The 13,015-nt window shown below is 65.1% G+C and carries 9 protein-coding genes; 4 read left to right on the top strand and 5 right to left on the bottom strand.

Annotated elements, in window-relative coordinates; translation table 11 throughout:
* Positions 1–3: 3 nt before the first annotated feature.
* The 3 genes from AB7535_RS32950 to AB7535_RS32940 all read right to left on the bottom strand — a co-directional run bounded on the left by AB7535_RS32950 (position 4) and on the right by AB7535_RS32940 (position 5,997).
* Positions 4–3,513, bottom strand: coding sequence for a PAS domain-containing hybrid sensor histidine kinase/response regulator (locus AB7535_RS32950; RefSeq protein ID WP_247316305.1), 3,510 nt, complete (start codon positions 3,511–3,513; stop codon positions 4–6).
* 321 nt (positions 3,514–3,834) lie between these two features.
* The gene (hemA, locus tag AB7535_RS32945) at positions 3,835–5,064 is read right to left on the bottom strand and encodes a 5-aminolevulinate synthase (protein ID WP_028148697.1); all 1,230 of its coding nucleotides are present in this window, start codon (positions 5,062–5,064) and stop codon (positions 3,835–3,837) included.
* Positions 5,065–5,262: 198 nt separating this feature from the next.
* The gene (locus AB7535_RS32940) at positions 5,263–5,997 is read right to left on the bottom strand and encodes a GntR family transcriptional regulator (protein ID WP_085402607.1); all 735 of its coding nucleotides are present in this window, start codon (positions 5,995–5,997) and stop codon (positions 5,263–5,265) included.
* A 158-nt stretch (positions 5,998–6,155) separates the two neighbouring features.
* On the opposite strand from AB7535_RS32940, the gene AB7535_RS32935 reads away from it, so the two are divergent.
* From AB7535_RS32935 to aroQ, 4 genes are read left to right on the top strand one after another with little or no spacing between them, the layout of a single operon-like run.
* Positions 6,156–7,184, top strand: coding sequence for a TRAP transporter substrate-binding protein (locus tag AB7535_RS32935; RefSeq protein WP_439037460.1), 1,029 nt, complete (start codon positions 6,156–6,158; stop codon positions 7,182–7,184).
* Positions 7,185–7,209: 25 nt separating this feature from the next.
* Positions 7,210–7,758, top strand: a complete 549-nt coding sequence (locus AB7535_RS32930) for a TRAP transporter small permease (RefSeq protein ID WP_166105443.1) — start codon at positions 7,210–7,212, stop codon at positions 7,756–7,758.
* Positions 7,755–9,035 (top strand): TRAP transporter large permease, encoded by a 1,281-nt coding sequence (locus AB7535_RS32925; protein WP_166076937.1) that lies wholly within the window; start codon positions 7,755–7,757, stop codon positions 9,033–9,035. Before AB7535_RS32930 ends, AB7535_RS32925 begins: the two co-directional genes overlap by 4 nt.
* 19 nt (positions 9,036–9,054) lie before the next feature.
* Positions 9,055–9,486, top strand: a complete 432-nt coding sequence (aroQ, locus tag AB7535_RS32920; RefSeq protein WP_166076946.1) for a type II 3-dehydroquinate dehydratase — start codon at positions 9,055–9,057, stop codon at positions 9,484–9,486.
* A gap of 59 nt (positions 9,487–9,545) precedes the next feature.
* Here the strand turns inward: aroQ and AB7535_RS32915 are convergent, their stop codons facing one another.
* Together AB7535_RS32915 and AB7535_RS32910 are read right to left on the bottom strand one after the other, a co-directional pair.
* Positions 9,546–10,607, bottom strand: a complete 1,062-nt coding sequence (locus AB7535_RS32915) for an MBL fold metallo-hydrolase (RefSeq protein ID WP_166076952.1) — start codon at positions 10,605–10,607, stop codon at positions 9,546–9,548.
* Positions 10,608–10,742: 135 nt separating this feature from the next.
* Positions 10,743–12,899, bottom strand: coding sequence for a methyl-accepting chemotaxis protein (locus tag AB7535_RS32910; protein WP_354113401.1), 2,157 nt, complete (start codon positions 12,897–12,899; stop codon positions 10,743–10,745).
* Positions 12,900–13,015: the final 116 nt, after the last annotated feature.

Raw genomic sequence — 13,015 nt, 5'->3', positions numbered from 1 at the left:
GTCTCACTCCGCCGCCACCATCTGCTGTGTGCGCCACTGTCCCAGCAGGGCGCGGAGCGAGGCCGGCTTCACCGGCTTGTTGAGCACCGCGACATTTTCCTCGCGCGCGGCGACCTGCACCGCGGGGCTACGGTCGGCAGTGATCAGGATCGCAGGGATGCCGTCGCCGAAGCGGCGGCGAATGTCGCGGATGGCGGCAATGCCGTTGCCGCGGTCGAGGTGATAATCGACCAGCAGGCCGGTGACGCGGCGGCCCGCGCCTTCGATCGCGGCGATCGCGCCCTCGGGGTCGGCGACCGCGATCACCTCGGCGTCCCAGGCCTTCAGCAGCGTGCGCATGCCGTCGAGGATCGCTGCGTCGTTCTCGATGCAGACGATGAGGGCGCCCGAGATCGGCCTACGCGCCAGCGGCGTCGCGCTGGTGACGGCAGCGGTATGGGTGATCGCCTTGGCTGTCGGCACTGTCACGGAGAAGACCGAGCCGCCGCTCTTGTTGCCGTCGATGGCGATGCCGTGCTTGAGCACGCGTGCAAGACGCTCGACGATCGAGAGGCCGAGTCCAAGGCCGCGGGCGATCCGCGCGCCCTGTTCGAGGCGGTGGAACTCCTTGAAGATCTCGCCGCGCTTGACCGGCGGGATGCCGACGCCGGTGTCGTAGACGCAGATTTTCAGCGAAGGGCCCTGGCGGCGGCAGCCGACCAGCACGCGTCCGCGCGGGGTGTATTTGATCGCGTTGGAGATCAGGTTCTGGAGCAGGCGCCGCAGCAACAGCCGATCGGACTCGACCGGCAGCGAGCAGGGCACGAAGGCGAGCTCGAGGTTCTTGGCGCGCGCGATCGGCGCAAACTCGATCTCGAGCGAGCGCATCAAATCGGCCATCTTGAAGCTCGAAATCGAGGTCGTCATCGCGCCGGCGTCCAGCCGCGATATGTCGAGCAGTGCGCCGAGGATCTCCTCGATCGCCTGGAGCGATTCGTCGATGTTCTCGACCAGCCGCGTCTCCTCGCCGCTGTGCTGGCGTTCGACCAGGCTGGTGACATAGAGCCGCGCCGCGTTCAGCGGCTGGAGGATGTCGTGGCTGGCCGCCGCCAGGAAGCGCGTCTTGGAGATGCTGGCGTCCTCGGCCGCGCTCTTGGCCAGTGCCAGCTCGGAATTCAGCCGGGTCAGCTCCTCGGTGCGGTCGCGCACGCGCTTTTCGAGCGTCGCGTTGGCGCGCTCCAGCGCTTCGGCGGCCTCGAACGTCGGCGTGACGTCGGTGAAGGTGATGACGAAGCCGCCGCCGGGCATGCGGTTGGTCAAGATCTCGATCACCATGTGGCGGTCGGGCAGGCGCTCGAGATAGGGCTCGCTGTCGGTGGTGTAAGCCGCGAGTCGCCGCTCCAGCATGGCTTCGCGCTCGACCGGATTGTCCGGTTCGCTCACACCCATGAATTCCAGGATTTCACGCAATGGCGTGCCGAACTGGATGAAATGCGGCGGCACGTTCAGGAGGTCGCCGAACTGCCGGTTGGAGCAGATCAGCTGCAGGTCGGCGTCGAACACGGCGATGCCCTGGCGGACATGGTTGAGCGCGGTCTGGAGGATCTCGCGATTGAAATGCAGCGCGGCGTGGGAATCGTCGAGCAGTTTCAGCGCCGCTTTCGCCGAGACCGTCCGCTTGCGCAGCAGCAGCGACATCACGAGCCGCGACGAGGCCGCGCCGATCGAAGAGGCGATCAGGTGCTCGGCGTGCTGCAGCAGCTCGAAATCGGCGGGCGCCCCGGATTCCAGGCGAACATTGCGCCGTACCGAAAATGCCTCGAACGAATGCCGGGCGCGGTCGGGTCCGAGATATTGCGCGACGGTGGTCTGGATGTCCTGCACCGTGACGGTGGTGCGCCAGCGGCGGAAGTTCGGGGAGATCGGCGCGAGCGTGTTGGGTACGAACAGATCGGCTTGCACCAGCTCGATCGAGGACGGCCGCCGCGCCAGCGACAGCAGCACATAGGTCAGGATGTTGAGCGACAGCGACCAGATCACGCCGTGCATCAGCGGCGGCAGGTCGGCTCCGAACAGCGCCTGCGGCCGCAGCGCCTCGATCCCGAACGGGCCGTGCTGGAGCAGCAGGATGCCGGCCGTCGAGGAATCCATGAAGCTCGGGATGAACAGCGTGTAGAGCCACACCGCGAAGCCGACCAGCATGCCGCCGATGGCGCCGCGCGCGGTGGCGCGCCGCCACAGCAGCCCACCGAAGAAGCTTGGCGCGAGCTGGGCGATGGCGGCAAAGGAGAGCAGGCCGATCGCCGCAAGCTGGGTGTTGCCGAGCGCGCGGTAGTAGAAATAGGCCATCACCATGATGGCGAAGATCGCAAGCCGCCGCGAGCGCAGCAGGAAGTCGCTGAAATCGGCGCCGCCGGTGCGCCCCTCCGGCCGCCGCTGCAGCACCAATGGCACCACGAGGTCGTTCGAGACCATGATGGAGAGCGCGACGCATTCGACGATCACCATCGCGGTCGCCGCCGACAGCCCCCCGACGAAGACGGCGACGCTGAGAAGTCCCGCGCCGCCCTCCATCGGCAGCGCCAGCACATACATGTCTGGTTCGACCGCGCCGAACGGAAAGGTGACGAGGCCGGCGAGCGCGATCGGGATCACGAACAAATTGATGGCGACGAGATAGAACGGGAACAGCCAGCGCGCGCGGCTGACCTCGGCATCCGAGGAGTTTTCGACCACGCTGACGTGGAACTGGCGGGGCAGCAGCATGATCGCGCAGAGCGACAGCAGCGTCATGGTGAGGAAGTTGCCGATCGACGGCGAATAGTTGATGGCGCGCACCGCCTCCGGCGTCCTCATCGCGCGCTCGATCAATTCGTGCGGCGAGAACATCCAGAAGGTGACGAAGATGCCTGCGGCGAGGAAGGCGATCAGCTTGATGATGGATTCGGTTGCGACCGCCAGCATCAGGCCGTGCTGATGCTCGGTGGCGTCGGTCTGCCGCGTGCCGAACAGCACGGCAAAGGCGGCCATCGCCAGCGTCACCATCAGCGCCATGTCGCCGAGGATCGGGATGTGGGAGAACGCCTGGTCCTCGCTCAGGATCGTTTCGAGCGAGGAGGCGACCGCCTTGAGCTGGAGTGCGATGTAGGGCACCGAGCCGATGATCGCGATCAGCGCCACCGTTGCCGCCACCGCCTGGCTCTTGCCGTAGCGCGCGCCGATGAAGTCGGCGATCGAGGTGATGTTGTGCGCCTTCGCGAGCTGGATCACGCGGCGCAGGACGCCGGCGCCGAGCCCGATCATCAGGATCGGGCCGACATAGATGGCGAGGAAGTCGGTCGAGGCGCGGGTGGCGAAGCCGACCGAGCCGAAGAAGGTCCAGGAGGTGCAATAGATCGCGAGCGACAGCGGATAGATCAGCCCGGACGCGCGGCCGCGCCCGGCCGGCGAGCGGCGGTCGCCGTGGCTCGCCACCAGGAACAGGAAGCCGATATAGCCGAAGGCGGCAGCGATCACGCCCCAGTCGTGCAGCATGGCGAGCGCGCTTCTCCCTGGGCGCGAGGGCGCCCGAACTCATTTTCCCTGCAAATCTAGCGCGTTGGGCGGGCGCAAGCGACAGCGAAATGCCCTACCGGGGCGGGAATTGGGGTTGTCGTTAAGGTGCGGGCGGACGCGGATCCCGCTTACCCTCCCCTGGAGGGGGAGGGTCGATCGCGCGAAGCGCGAGCGGGGTGGGGTGATCTTTCCACACGAGCAGCGTCAGAGGTGGAGAGACTGTCACCCCACCCCGTCTCCCATTTTCGCTGCGCTCAATGTGAGCCGCCCCTCCCCCTTCAGGGGAGGGTGCAAGCAGGCCTACTCCGCCGCCAGCGACTTTTGCTTGAGCGGCAGACCCAGGCGGTCCCATACCTGCAAGAGCGCTTCGGCGAGCTGATCGATCAAGCCGTCGTCGTGATAGGGCGAGGGCGTGATGCGCAGGCGTTCGGTGCCCTTGGCCACCGTCGGATAGTTGATCGGCTGAATGTAGATGCCGTGCTGTTCCAGCAGCAGGTCGGACGCCTGCTTGCACTTCTCGGCATCGCCGATGAACAGCGGCACGATATGGGTGTCGCTCGACATCACAGGCAGGCCGGCAGCATTGAGGATCGCCTTGACGCGGGCGGCGCGGTCCTGGTGGCGCTCGCGCTCCCAGTTCGAGGTCTTCAGATGCTTGATCGCGGCGGTCGCGGCCGAGCAGATCGCCGGCGGCAGCGCGGTGGTGAAGATGAAGCCCGGCGCGTAGGAGCGCACGGCGTCGATGATCTGGCCGTTGGCGGCGATGTAGCCGCCGAGGCAGCCGAATGCCTTGGCCAGCGTGCCTTCGAGAATGTCGATGCGATGCATGACGCCGTCACGCTCGGCGATGCCGCCGCCGCGCGGGCCGTACATGCCGACGGCATGGACCTCGTCGACATAGGTCATCGCGCCATATTTCTCGGCGAGATCGCAGATCTTGGCGAGCGGAGCAACGTCGCCGTCCATCGAATAGAGGCTCTCGCAGGCGATCAGCTTCGGCCGGTTCGGACCTGCGGCCTTCAGCTTCTCTTCGAGGTCGGCGAGGTCGTTGTGGCGGAACACGACGCGCTCGCAGCCGGACTGGCGGATGCCCTCGATCATCGAATTGTGGTTGAGCTCGTCCGACAGGATCAAGCAGTTCGGAATGAGCTTCGCGATGGTCGCGATGCCGGTCTGGTTCGAGACATAGCCCGAGGTGAACAGCAGCGACGCTTCCTTGCCGTGGAGATCGGCGAGCTCGGCCTCGAGTTGCACCAGCGGATGATGCGTGCCGGCGATGTTGCGGGTGCCGCCTGCGCCGGTGCCGACGCGGGTCGCGGTTTCGACCATGGCGCCGACCACCTTCGGGTGCTGGCCCATGCCGAGATAATCGTTGGAGCACCAGATCACGACGTCGCGTTTGCCCTTCGGCGAGTGCCAGAGCGCATGCGGGAACCGACCGGCGATGCGTTCGAGATCGGCGAACACGCGGTAGCGCCGCTCGGTGTGGAGACGATCGAGGGCGGTATTGAAGAACTGGGCGTAATCCATCGGCAAAACCTAAGACGGAACTGACCAAAAAGGGCGCATCTTCTTAGAGCTTTTCCAGCTCTAGAGTCTATGCGCTATCCCACATTTGGGCATGGGGAGCATTTGGGCAAAATGCCCTATCGTGCGATTTGAAACTTGATCCCGATCAAGTTCGCGCGAGAGGCAATGTTGCTTTGCACCATCGGCGGCGCTGCGGGTCTACCCGGCCTTGGCCTTCTTGCGCGGCTCGCTCCGCGCGTCCTTGACGGCGGCCACCGGCTTTAACCAATCCGAATTGCGCAAGGCATGCGCCACGCAATCATGGATGTGGGTGTGCAGCACCTTGTTCGCGCCCTTGGCGTCGCGCTTCAGCGCCAGCTCTTTCAGCTCGCGATGCTCGGAAGCAGCCATCTCGCCGCGGAACACCACGGCGATCATCTGGTAGCGCAGATAGCGGTCATAGACCGCGGCATGCGCATCGAGCAGCACCTTCGAGCCGCAGGCCGCGACGAGCGCGCGATGAAACTGGAAATCGCACTGTTTCCAGCTTTCCGCATCGGACCGCTCGCCTGACAGCAGCATCCGCTCCATCGCCGCGAGCTTGTGATGCGCCGAGACGATGTGCGCCTCCCAGTCGAGATCGCCGGCCGCAAACGACTTCTCGATCATGTGGCTCTCGAGCAGCTCGCGCAGCTCCGCGATCTCCTGGAATTCGGTCGCCGAGATCGGCGCGACCTCGAAGCCGCGCTGGCCTTCGGCGACGACAAAACCTTCCGAGCACAGCCGGTTCAGCGTCTCGCGCAGCGTCGAGATGCTGGTGCCATAGGCGCCGCTCATCCGCTCGAGCTTCAGCTTCTGCCCCGGCGTCAGCTTGCCGAAGATCAGGTCGGTGCGGATGCGGCGGTAGGCGCTGTCGCCCACCGTCTCGGCTGTCGTGTCGGGAAGGGTGTCCATGCCTCATTCTAGCGCGTTGGACGTGCGTTTTGCCAGATTTCGAAACTTTATCAAGTGTTTCATGTAATATCATACAAAACCAAAAATATAGGTTGATTTATAATTCGTCATATAAGACGTTCCTGTCCCTAAGAACGAGATCAACAGGGGAGGGAGCGATGCCCGTTCGGTTCAAAGGTCTGGCTTTGGTGGCGGCGATCGGCGCGGTCGCCTTGGGCGCGATGGGGCCGGCCTCGGCGCAGGCCATTCAGGAGCGCACCATCCGCTGGGGGCACCTCAACAACACCGACCATCCCGTCAGCAAAGGCGTGCAGAAATTCGCCGAGATCGTCGCGGCCAAGAGCGGCGGCAAGCTCAAGGTGCGCGAATATCCGGCCAACCAGCTGGGCAGCGAGATGCAGCAGCAATCGCCGCTGCGCGCCGGCACCCAGGAGATGCAGTCGCCGGCGACGACGTCGCTGGTCGGCATCGTCAAGGATTACGGCCTGATCGATTTCCCCTTCATCGTCTCGACGCCGCAGCAGGCCGACGCCCTGCTCGATGGTCCGCTCGGCGCAGCGCTGCTGGCAAAGCTGCCCGAGAAGGGGCTGGTCGGTCTCGCTTATTGGGATCTCGGCTTCCGCAACGTCACCAACAGCAAGCGTGCCATTACCAGGGGCGAGGACCTCGGTGGCATCAAGATCCGCGTGATCCCGAACCCGGTCTATCTGGAGACCTTCAAGGCCTTCAACGCCAACCCGGTGCCGATGAGTTTCTCGGAGCTCTATAGCGCGCTGGAGACAGGCACCGTCGACGGCCAGGAGAATCCGTTCTCGGTGATCCTGTCGAACAAGTTCTTCGAGGTGCAAAAGTATCTCAGCGTCACCAACCACACCTATTCGACCAACATCATCCTGATCAGCAAGAAATTCTGGGACGGTCTTTCGCCTGACGAGCAGAAGATTTTGCAGGACGCGGCGATCGAGGCGCGCGACTACCAGCGCAAGGTCAGCCGCGAGCAGGCCACGGCCGCGATCGACGAGCTCAAGGCCAAGGGCATGGCCGTCAACGAGATCGCGCCCGGCGAGCTCGATCGCATGCGCGAGAAGACCAGGCCGATCGCGGAAAAATTCTCGGCCGACTACGACCCCGCCATCGTCAAGCTATTCAACAGCGAGCTCGACCGCGTGCATGCGCTCAAGCCGTAAGCCGACGCGCAGCAGGCCGGACATGATGAAAACGATGGTCAACGCCTACTTCTGGCTGCTCCGCGCGGTGATCGCGGTGCTGCTTGCCGCCATGGTGGTGCTGGTGTTCGGCAACGTCGTGCTGCGCTACGGCTTCAATTCCGGGATTGCGATCTCGGAAGAGCTGTCGCGCTGGCTGTTCGTGTGGATGGTGTTTCTGGGCGCGATCATCGGCCTGAAGGAGCATGCCCATCTCGGCGTCGACAGCCTCGTCAAGGTGCTGTCGCCGTTCGGCCGCAAGGTCTGCTACGGCCTCAGCCACGCGCTGATGCTCTATGCCTCCGTGCTGCTGACGGAAGGCTCCTGGAAGCAGACGGTGTTGAACTGGGACACGGTGGCGCCCGCCTCGGGGCTCTCGGTCGGCCTGTTCTACGCCGCCGGGATCGTGTTCGGCGCCTCCTCCTGCGTGATCATCGTGCACGAGCTCTATCGGCTCGTGACCGGGCAGGTCGCCGATGCCGATCTGATCGCCATCAGCGAGTCCGAGGAACTCCCGCATTCTCCTGGCGACGCGAGCGGAAAGCAGCAGGCATGACTGTCGCCGTCTTCACCTTCTCGCTGCTGGGCGCCATGGCGATCGGCATGCCGATCGCGTTTGCGCTGATCATCTGCGGCATCGCGCTGATGACCTATCTCGCGATGTTCGACTCCCAGATCATCGCGCAGAACGTTATCAACGGCGTCGATTCCTTCCCGCTGATGGCGGTGCCGTTCTTCATCCTCGCCGGCGAGGTCATGAACACCGGTGGCCTTGCGCGCCGCATCCTCAACTTCGCGATCGCGCTGGTCGGCCATTTCCGCGGTGGGCTCGGCTATGTCGCGATCCTCACGTCATGCATCCTGGCCTCGCTCTCGGGCTCGGCGGTCGCGGACGCCGCGGCGCTCGGTGCGCTCCTGGTGCCGATGATGGCCGCCGCCGGCCACAATCGCGCCAGCGCGGCTGGCCTCGTCGCGGCCGGCGGGATCATCGCGCCCGTCATTCCTCCATCGATCGGTTTCGTCATTTTCGGCGTCGCCGCCAATGTCTCGATCTCGAAGCTGTTCCTGGCCGGCATCGTGCCGGGCCTGCTGCTTGGCGTCGGCCTGTGCTTTGCCTGGTGGTGGGTGGTGCGCAAGGAGAACCCGGCGCGCCTCCCACGCAAGAGCCTTGCAGAGATCTGGCGCGCGCTGATCGACGGTTTCTGGGCCCTGATGCTGCCGATGATCATCATTTTCGGCCTGCGCTTCGGCATCTTCACGCCGACGGAAGCGGCCGTCGTCGTCGCGGTCTATTCGCTGGTGGTGGCGATGGGCGTCTATCGCGAGCTCAGGCCGGCACAACTGCCGGCACTGTTGGTGAGCACCGCGCAGACCACGGCTGTCGTGATGTTCCTCGTCGCCGCGGCGCTGGTATCGTCCTGGCTGATCACGGTTGCCGAGATCTCCGACCAGATCGTGGCGCTCGTGCAACCGTTCGCGGGCAACAAGACCCTCCTCACCTTCGTGCTGATGATCATCGTCGTCATCGTCGGCACCGCGCTGGACATGACGCCGACGATCCTGATCCTGACGCCGATCCTGATGCCGATCGTCAAGCAGGCCGGCATCGACCCCGTCTATTTCGGCGTGCTCTTCATCATCAACAACGCGATCGGCCTGATCACGCCGCCGGTCGGCGTCGTGCTCAACGTCGTCTGTGGCGTTGCCCGCGTCTCGATGGATGATCTGATCCGCGGCGTCTGGCCCTTCATGATCGCGCAGCTCGTCGTGCTAGCCTTGCTGACGCTGTTTCCCGCTCTCGTCACCGGCCCGGCCAAGTGGTTCGGTGGCTAACTTCTAGAAGGACCTGTCCATGAAGCGCGTGATGATCCTCAACGGTCCCAACCTCAACATGCTCGGCATCCGCGAGCCGCACATCTACGGCACGACCACGCTCGCGGAGGTCAATGTGAGTTGCGAGGAAGCGGCTGCCAAGCTCGGGCTCAAGTTGGCCTTCCACCAGTCCAACCATGAAGGCGTGCTGGTCGATCTGATCCAGTCGGCGCGGCAGGATGCCAATGCGATCGTCATCAATCCGGCCGGCTTCTCCTTCACCTCGGTCTCGATCATGGACGCGATCAAGACATTCGAAGGCCCGGTGCTGGAGGTCCACATCTCCAACATCCACGCCCGCGACGAATATCACCGGCACTCCAAGATCTCGTTCGTGGCGACCGGTGTGATCTGCGGGCTGGGCCCGTTCGGCTACGTCGCGGCGCTGCACGCGATCGCGAATATGAAGTGAGCTGGTAGCCGCGGCGGAGGTCTGCTCCCTCTCCCCGCAGGCGGGGAGAGGCGAAAAGCTCACGTCGTCCGGAACTGCAGCACGCCGTCTTTCGTCTCCGCCGTCAGCCGGCCCTCGACGATCATGTAATTGACGTGGGCAACGAGTTCGCCCGCGGCAAAACCCATCTGGTGTTCGTCCAGCACGTGCTTGTTGAACACGACAGGCACCAATGCGCGCGAGGTCTGCGGCACCTCGCTGCAGGCTTCCGCGATCAGGCGGCAGCGCTCCTCGTGGTGATCGGCGAGCTGCTTGATGCGGGTCTTCAGCCCATAGAACGGCACGCCGTGGCCGGGCAGCACCAGCAGATCGTAGGGCAGGGTGGTGGTGAGGCTCGCGAGCGAGGCCAGATATTCGCCGAGCGAGTTCTGGTCGGGCTCGACCGCCCAGACGCTGACATTGGGCGAGATCTTGCTCAGCACCTGGTCGGCGGAGAGGAACAGCTTGTCGTCGGCGCAATACAGCATCACCTGGTCGAGCGCGTGCCCGCCGCCGGTGATCACCTTGAAGCGGCGCGTGCCGATCACGACCTCGTCGCCATGCGAGATGCGGCGGTAGGACGGCGGCAGCACCGAGACGCGCTTGAGATAATCCTGGCCGCGGCCGAGCAGCTTTTCGGTGAGCGACTCGTCCATGCCGTGGCGGCGGAAGAACAGCCGCTGAGCTTCGCGCCGCTCCTCGGTGCCGCGGTTCTGGTGGTAGACCGATTGCAGATATTCGACCTGCGTCATCACCAGCGGGCAGTTGAACCGCTCGACGATCCAGCCCGCGAGGCCGACGTGATCGGGGTGCGAATGCGTGACGATCAGGCGCGTGATGTTGACGCCCTTCAGCGGCCCCTCGAACAGTCTGGTCCAGGCCTCGATCGTCTCCTCGTTGCCGAAGCCGGCATCGACCATGGCATAGCCGTCGCCGTCGGCGAGCAGGTAGATGTTCACGTGGTTGAGGCGGAACGGCAGTTTCAGCCGCGCCCACAACACGCCGGGACGCACCTCGACGATCTCTTCGGGGCCGGGATGCTGTTCCCAGGGATAGCGCAGGGCCTCAGCCGAGGACTGCACGGTGTCGGTTTTCGGGTTCATGCTACCGGCTTAAACCCGCCGGGCGCGGGGCGCCAGCCGAAAAAGGCCGGGCCGTGGTCTCCGCATGGCGGTCATACCAGCAGTTTTCCGTAACCCGGATTACGCCGCGCTCCATCCGGGCCACGGGCCGGCGGCTTACGCCGCCCGCATGTTGTTGAGGAATGCGTCGATCTCTCCGCGCAGCATGTCGGCTTCGCGGCGGAGTGCGTCGGAGGCGCCCAGCACTTCGCTCGCCGCCGCGCCGGCTTCCGCGGACGCCGTGGAGACGCCGATGATGTTGCTGGAGACCTCGCTGGTGCCCCCGGCGGCATGCTGGATGTTGCGGGCGATTTCGCGGGTGGCTGCGCCCTGTTCCTCGACCGCGGCGGCGATCGTCGTCGTCACGTCGTTGATCTCGCCAATGATCCGGCCGATGCCCTGGATGGCGCCGACCGCGGAGGTCGTAACCGACTGCATGCTGGCGATCTGGGTGCGGATCTCTTCCGTCGCCTTGGCGGTCTGGCTCGCGAGGCTCTTCACCTCGGAGGCGACCACTGCGAAGCCGCGGCCGGCTTCGCCCGCGCGCGCCGCCTCGATGGTGGCGTTGAGCGCGAGCAGGTTGGTTTGCGAGGCGATGGTCTGGATCAGGTCAACCACGACGCTGATGCGGCTCGCACTGTCGGCAAGGCTCTGCACCGTGGTGTCGGTGGCGCCGGCCTCGTCGACCGCCTTCCTGGCGATCGCGGCCGAGGTGACGACCTGCTTGCTGATCTCCTCGATCGAGGACGACAGCTGCTCGGTGCCTGATGACACGGTCTGCACGTTGACCGAGGTCTCCTCCGCGGCGGAGGCGACCGCGTTCACCAGCGCGTTGGACTGGTCGGCGGTGTTCGACATGCTCTGCGCGGTGGACTGCATCGAATTGGCCGACTGCGCGAGATTGTCGAGCGCGTTGCGTACCGCGCCCTCGAACTCGGCGATCTTCGCTTCCATGCGCGCGGCACGCTCGGCCTTGGCGACACGGTCCTTGTCCTGCTCGCTCGACATCGCGCGGGCCCCGATCATGCTCTCGCGGAACACCTGCAGCGTGTTCGCCATCACCGAGATTTCGTCGTTGTGGTGCTTCGAGCGGTAGATCTCCGTCTCGAGGTCGCCGTTCGCGAGCAGCTGCATCGACTGATGCAGCGCGCCGATCCGCCGCAGGATGTTGCGGCCGACATAGAGCCAGACGAACAGCGCCGAGCCGACCAGCATCAGCGCGCCCAGCGCCAGCATCGCGGTGGTGGCGAGCGAGATCTCCTGGCGCGCCTGGAAGGTCGACGCGTTGGTCTCCTTCTGCACGCCGTCGACGAGCTGCTGCACGCTGATGCCGAGACCGACATTGAGCTTGCGGGTCTCGTCCAGAATGGTCTGGCCGTAGTCGATGGCGTCGAGCCCCTTCTGGCGGATCTTGAACACGCCGGTCTTGCCCTCGCCGAAGGCGAACAGCTTCTGCACGGCGTCGCGCACCGTCTGCATCGAGGGCATATTCGGGAGGTCCTCGAGGTTCGACTTGACGCGGTCGCGCGTCGCCTTGAACTCCTTCTCGATCGCCTCCAGCGTGTCGCTGTTGTTGGCCGACAGCGCCGCCATCATGTCGGCGGCCATCAGATTGCCGTTGGCGGAGATTGTCGCGACCTGGGAGACGGTGCGGGCAGCCTCAGTCGCATCATCGGCGGAAACTTCCGCCGCGCCGAGGATCGCGTTCAGGCGCGTCTGTGCGTCCAGCATCGCAGGACCGGCCGCGCCGACGAAGGTGAGCTGGGCCTTGCGCAGCGCCTCATACTGCTTGTCATGCAGCGCGCCGGTCTCGAGCCGCTCGCGCGCGGCCGACACCAGGCTCTGGGTCGCCTCGTCGATGCTCTTGGCGGTGTCGCGCAGCGCCGTTGCGATCTGCTTGTCGGCGCCGAGCTCGATGATCTCGCCGAGCTTGGCCATGGCGAGCTGCTGGATGTCCTTCACGCTCTTGGTGCGTTCCTTCAGCGCCTCGTCGGAGGGCGATGCCAGCAGGCCCGGGCCTTGCGCGGCGAGCGTCGCGCTCTGCGAGGCAAGCTGCAGGCTGGCGGAGAGGCGCGGGATGTCGCGGCCGCTCAGATCCATCATGGTCGCGCCGAGGTGATTGAACACGAAGCCGGCGCCGGCTGCGATCACGAGGCCCATGCCCGCGATCAATGCGAAGGCGGCGAACAGGCTGCCGCGCACGCCCCACCTTGGCATCTTGAAACGAGGCTTGAGACGGCCAAGGACACGGCCAGCACCCAGACGGATCGCCATCGAAATTCCCCCACGCGTGATCTTTATATTTTCGCCGCGGAGTATCCCTGGGTCGGGTTAAAAAATCGCAAGTTGCACAATCGGTTGCGCCTGTTCCGCACAGCGAAAAAAGAAAG

The sequence above is a fragment of the Bradyrhizobium sp. 956_D2_N1_4 genome, assembly GCF_052076025.1.
Classification (GTDB): Bacteria; Pseudomonadota; Alphaproteobacteria; order Rhizobiales; family Xanthobacteraceae; genus Bradyrhizobium; species Bradyrhizobium barranii.
This window is presented reverse-complemented; position numbering and strand designations above follow the sequence as displayed.

Bases quoted from the DNA above. Each gene is read 5' to 3' on its own strand.
- AB7535_RS32950 (WP_247316305.1), bottom strand. From the start codon at position 3,513: ATGCTGCACGACTGGGGCGTGATCGCTGCCGCCTTCGGCTATATCGGC.
- hemA (WP_028148697.1), bottom strand. From the start codon at position 5,064: ATGGATTACGCCCAGTTCTTCAATACCGCCCTCGATCGTCTCCACACC.
- AB7535_RS32940 (WP_085402607.1), bottom strand. From the start codon at position 5,997: ATGGACACCCTTCCCGACACGACAGCCGAGACGGTGGGCGACAGCGCC.
- AB7535_RS32935 (WP_439037460.1), top strand. From the start codon at position 6,156: ATGCCCGTTCGGTTCAAAGGTCTGGCTTTGGTGGCGGCGATCGGCGCG.
- AB7535_RS32930 (WP_166105443.1), top strand. From the start codon at position 7,210: ATGAAAACGATGGTCAACGCCTACTTCTGGCTGCTCCGCGCGGTGATC.
- AB7535_RS32925 (WP_166076937.1), top strand. From the start codon at position 7,755: ATGACTGTCGCCGTCTTCACCTTCTCGCTGCTGGGCGCCATGGCGATC.
- aroQ (WP_166076946.1), top strand. From the start codon at position 9,055: ATGAAGCGCGTGATGATCCTCAACGGTCCCAACCTCAACATGCTCGGC.
- AB7535_RS32915 (WP_166076952.1), bottom strand. From the start codon at position 10,607: ATGAACCCGAAAACCGACACCGTGCAGTCCTCGGCTGAGGCCCTGCGC.
- AB7535_RS32910 (WP_354113401.1), bottom strand. From the start codon at position 12,899: ATGGCGATCCGTCTGGGTGCTGGCCGTGTCCTTGGCCGTCTCAAGCCT.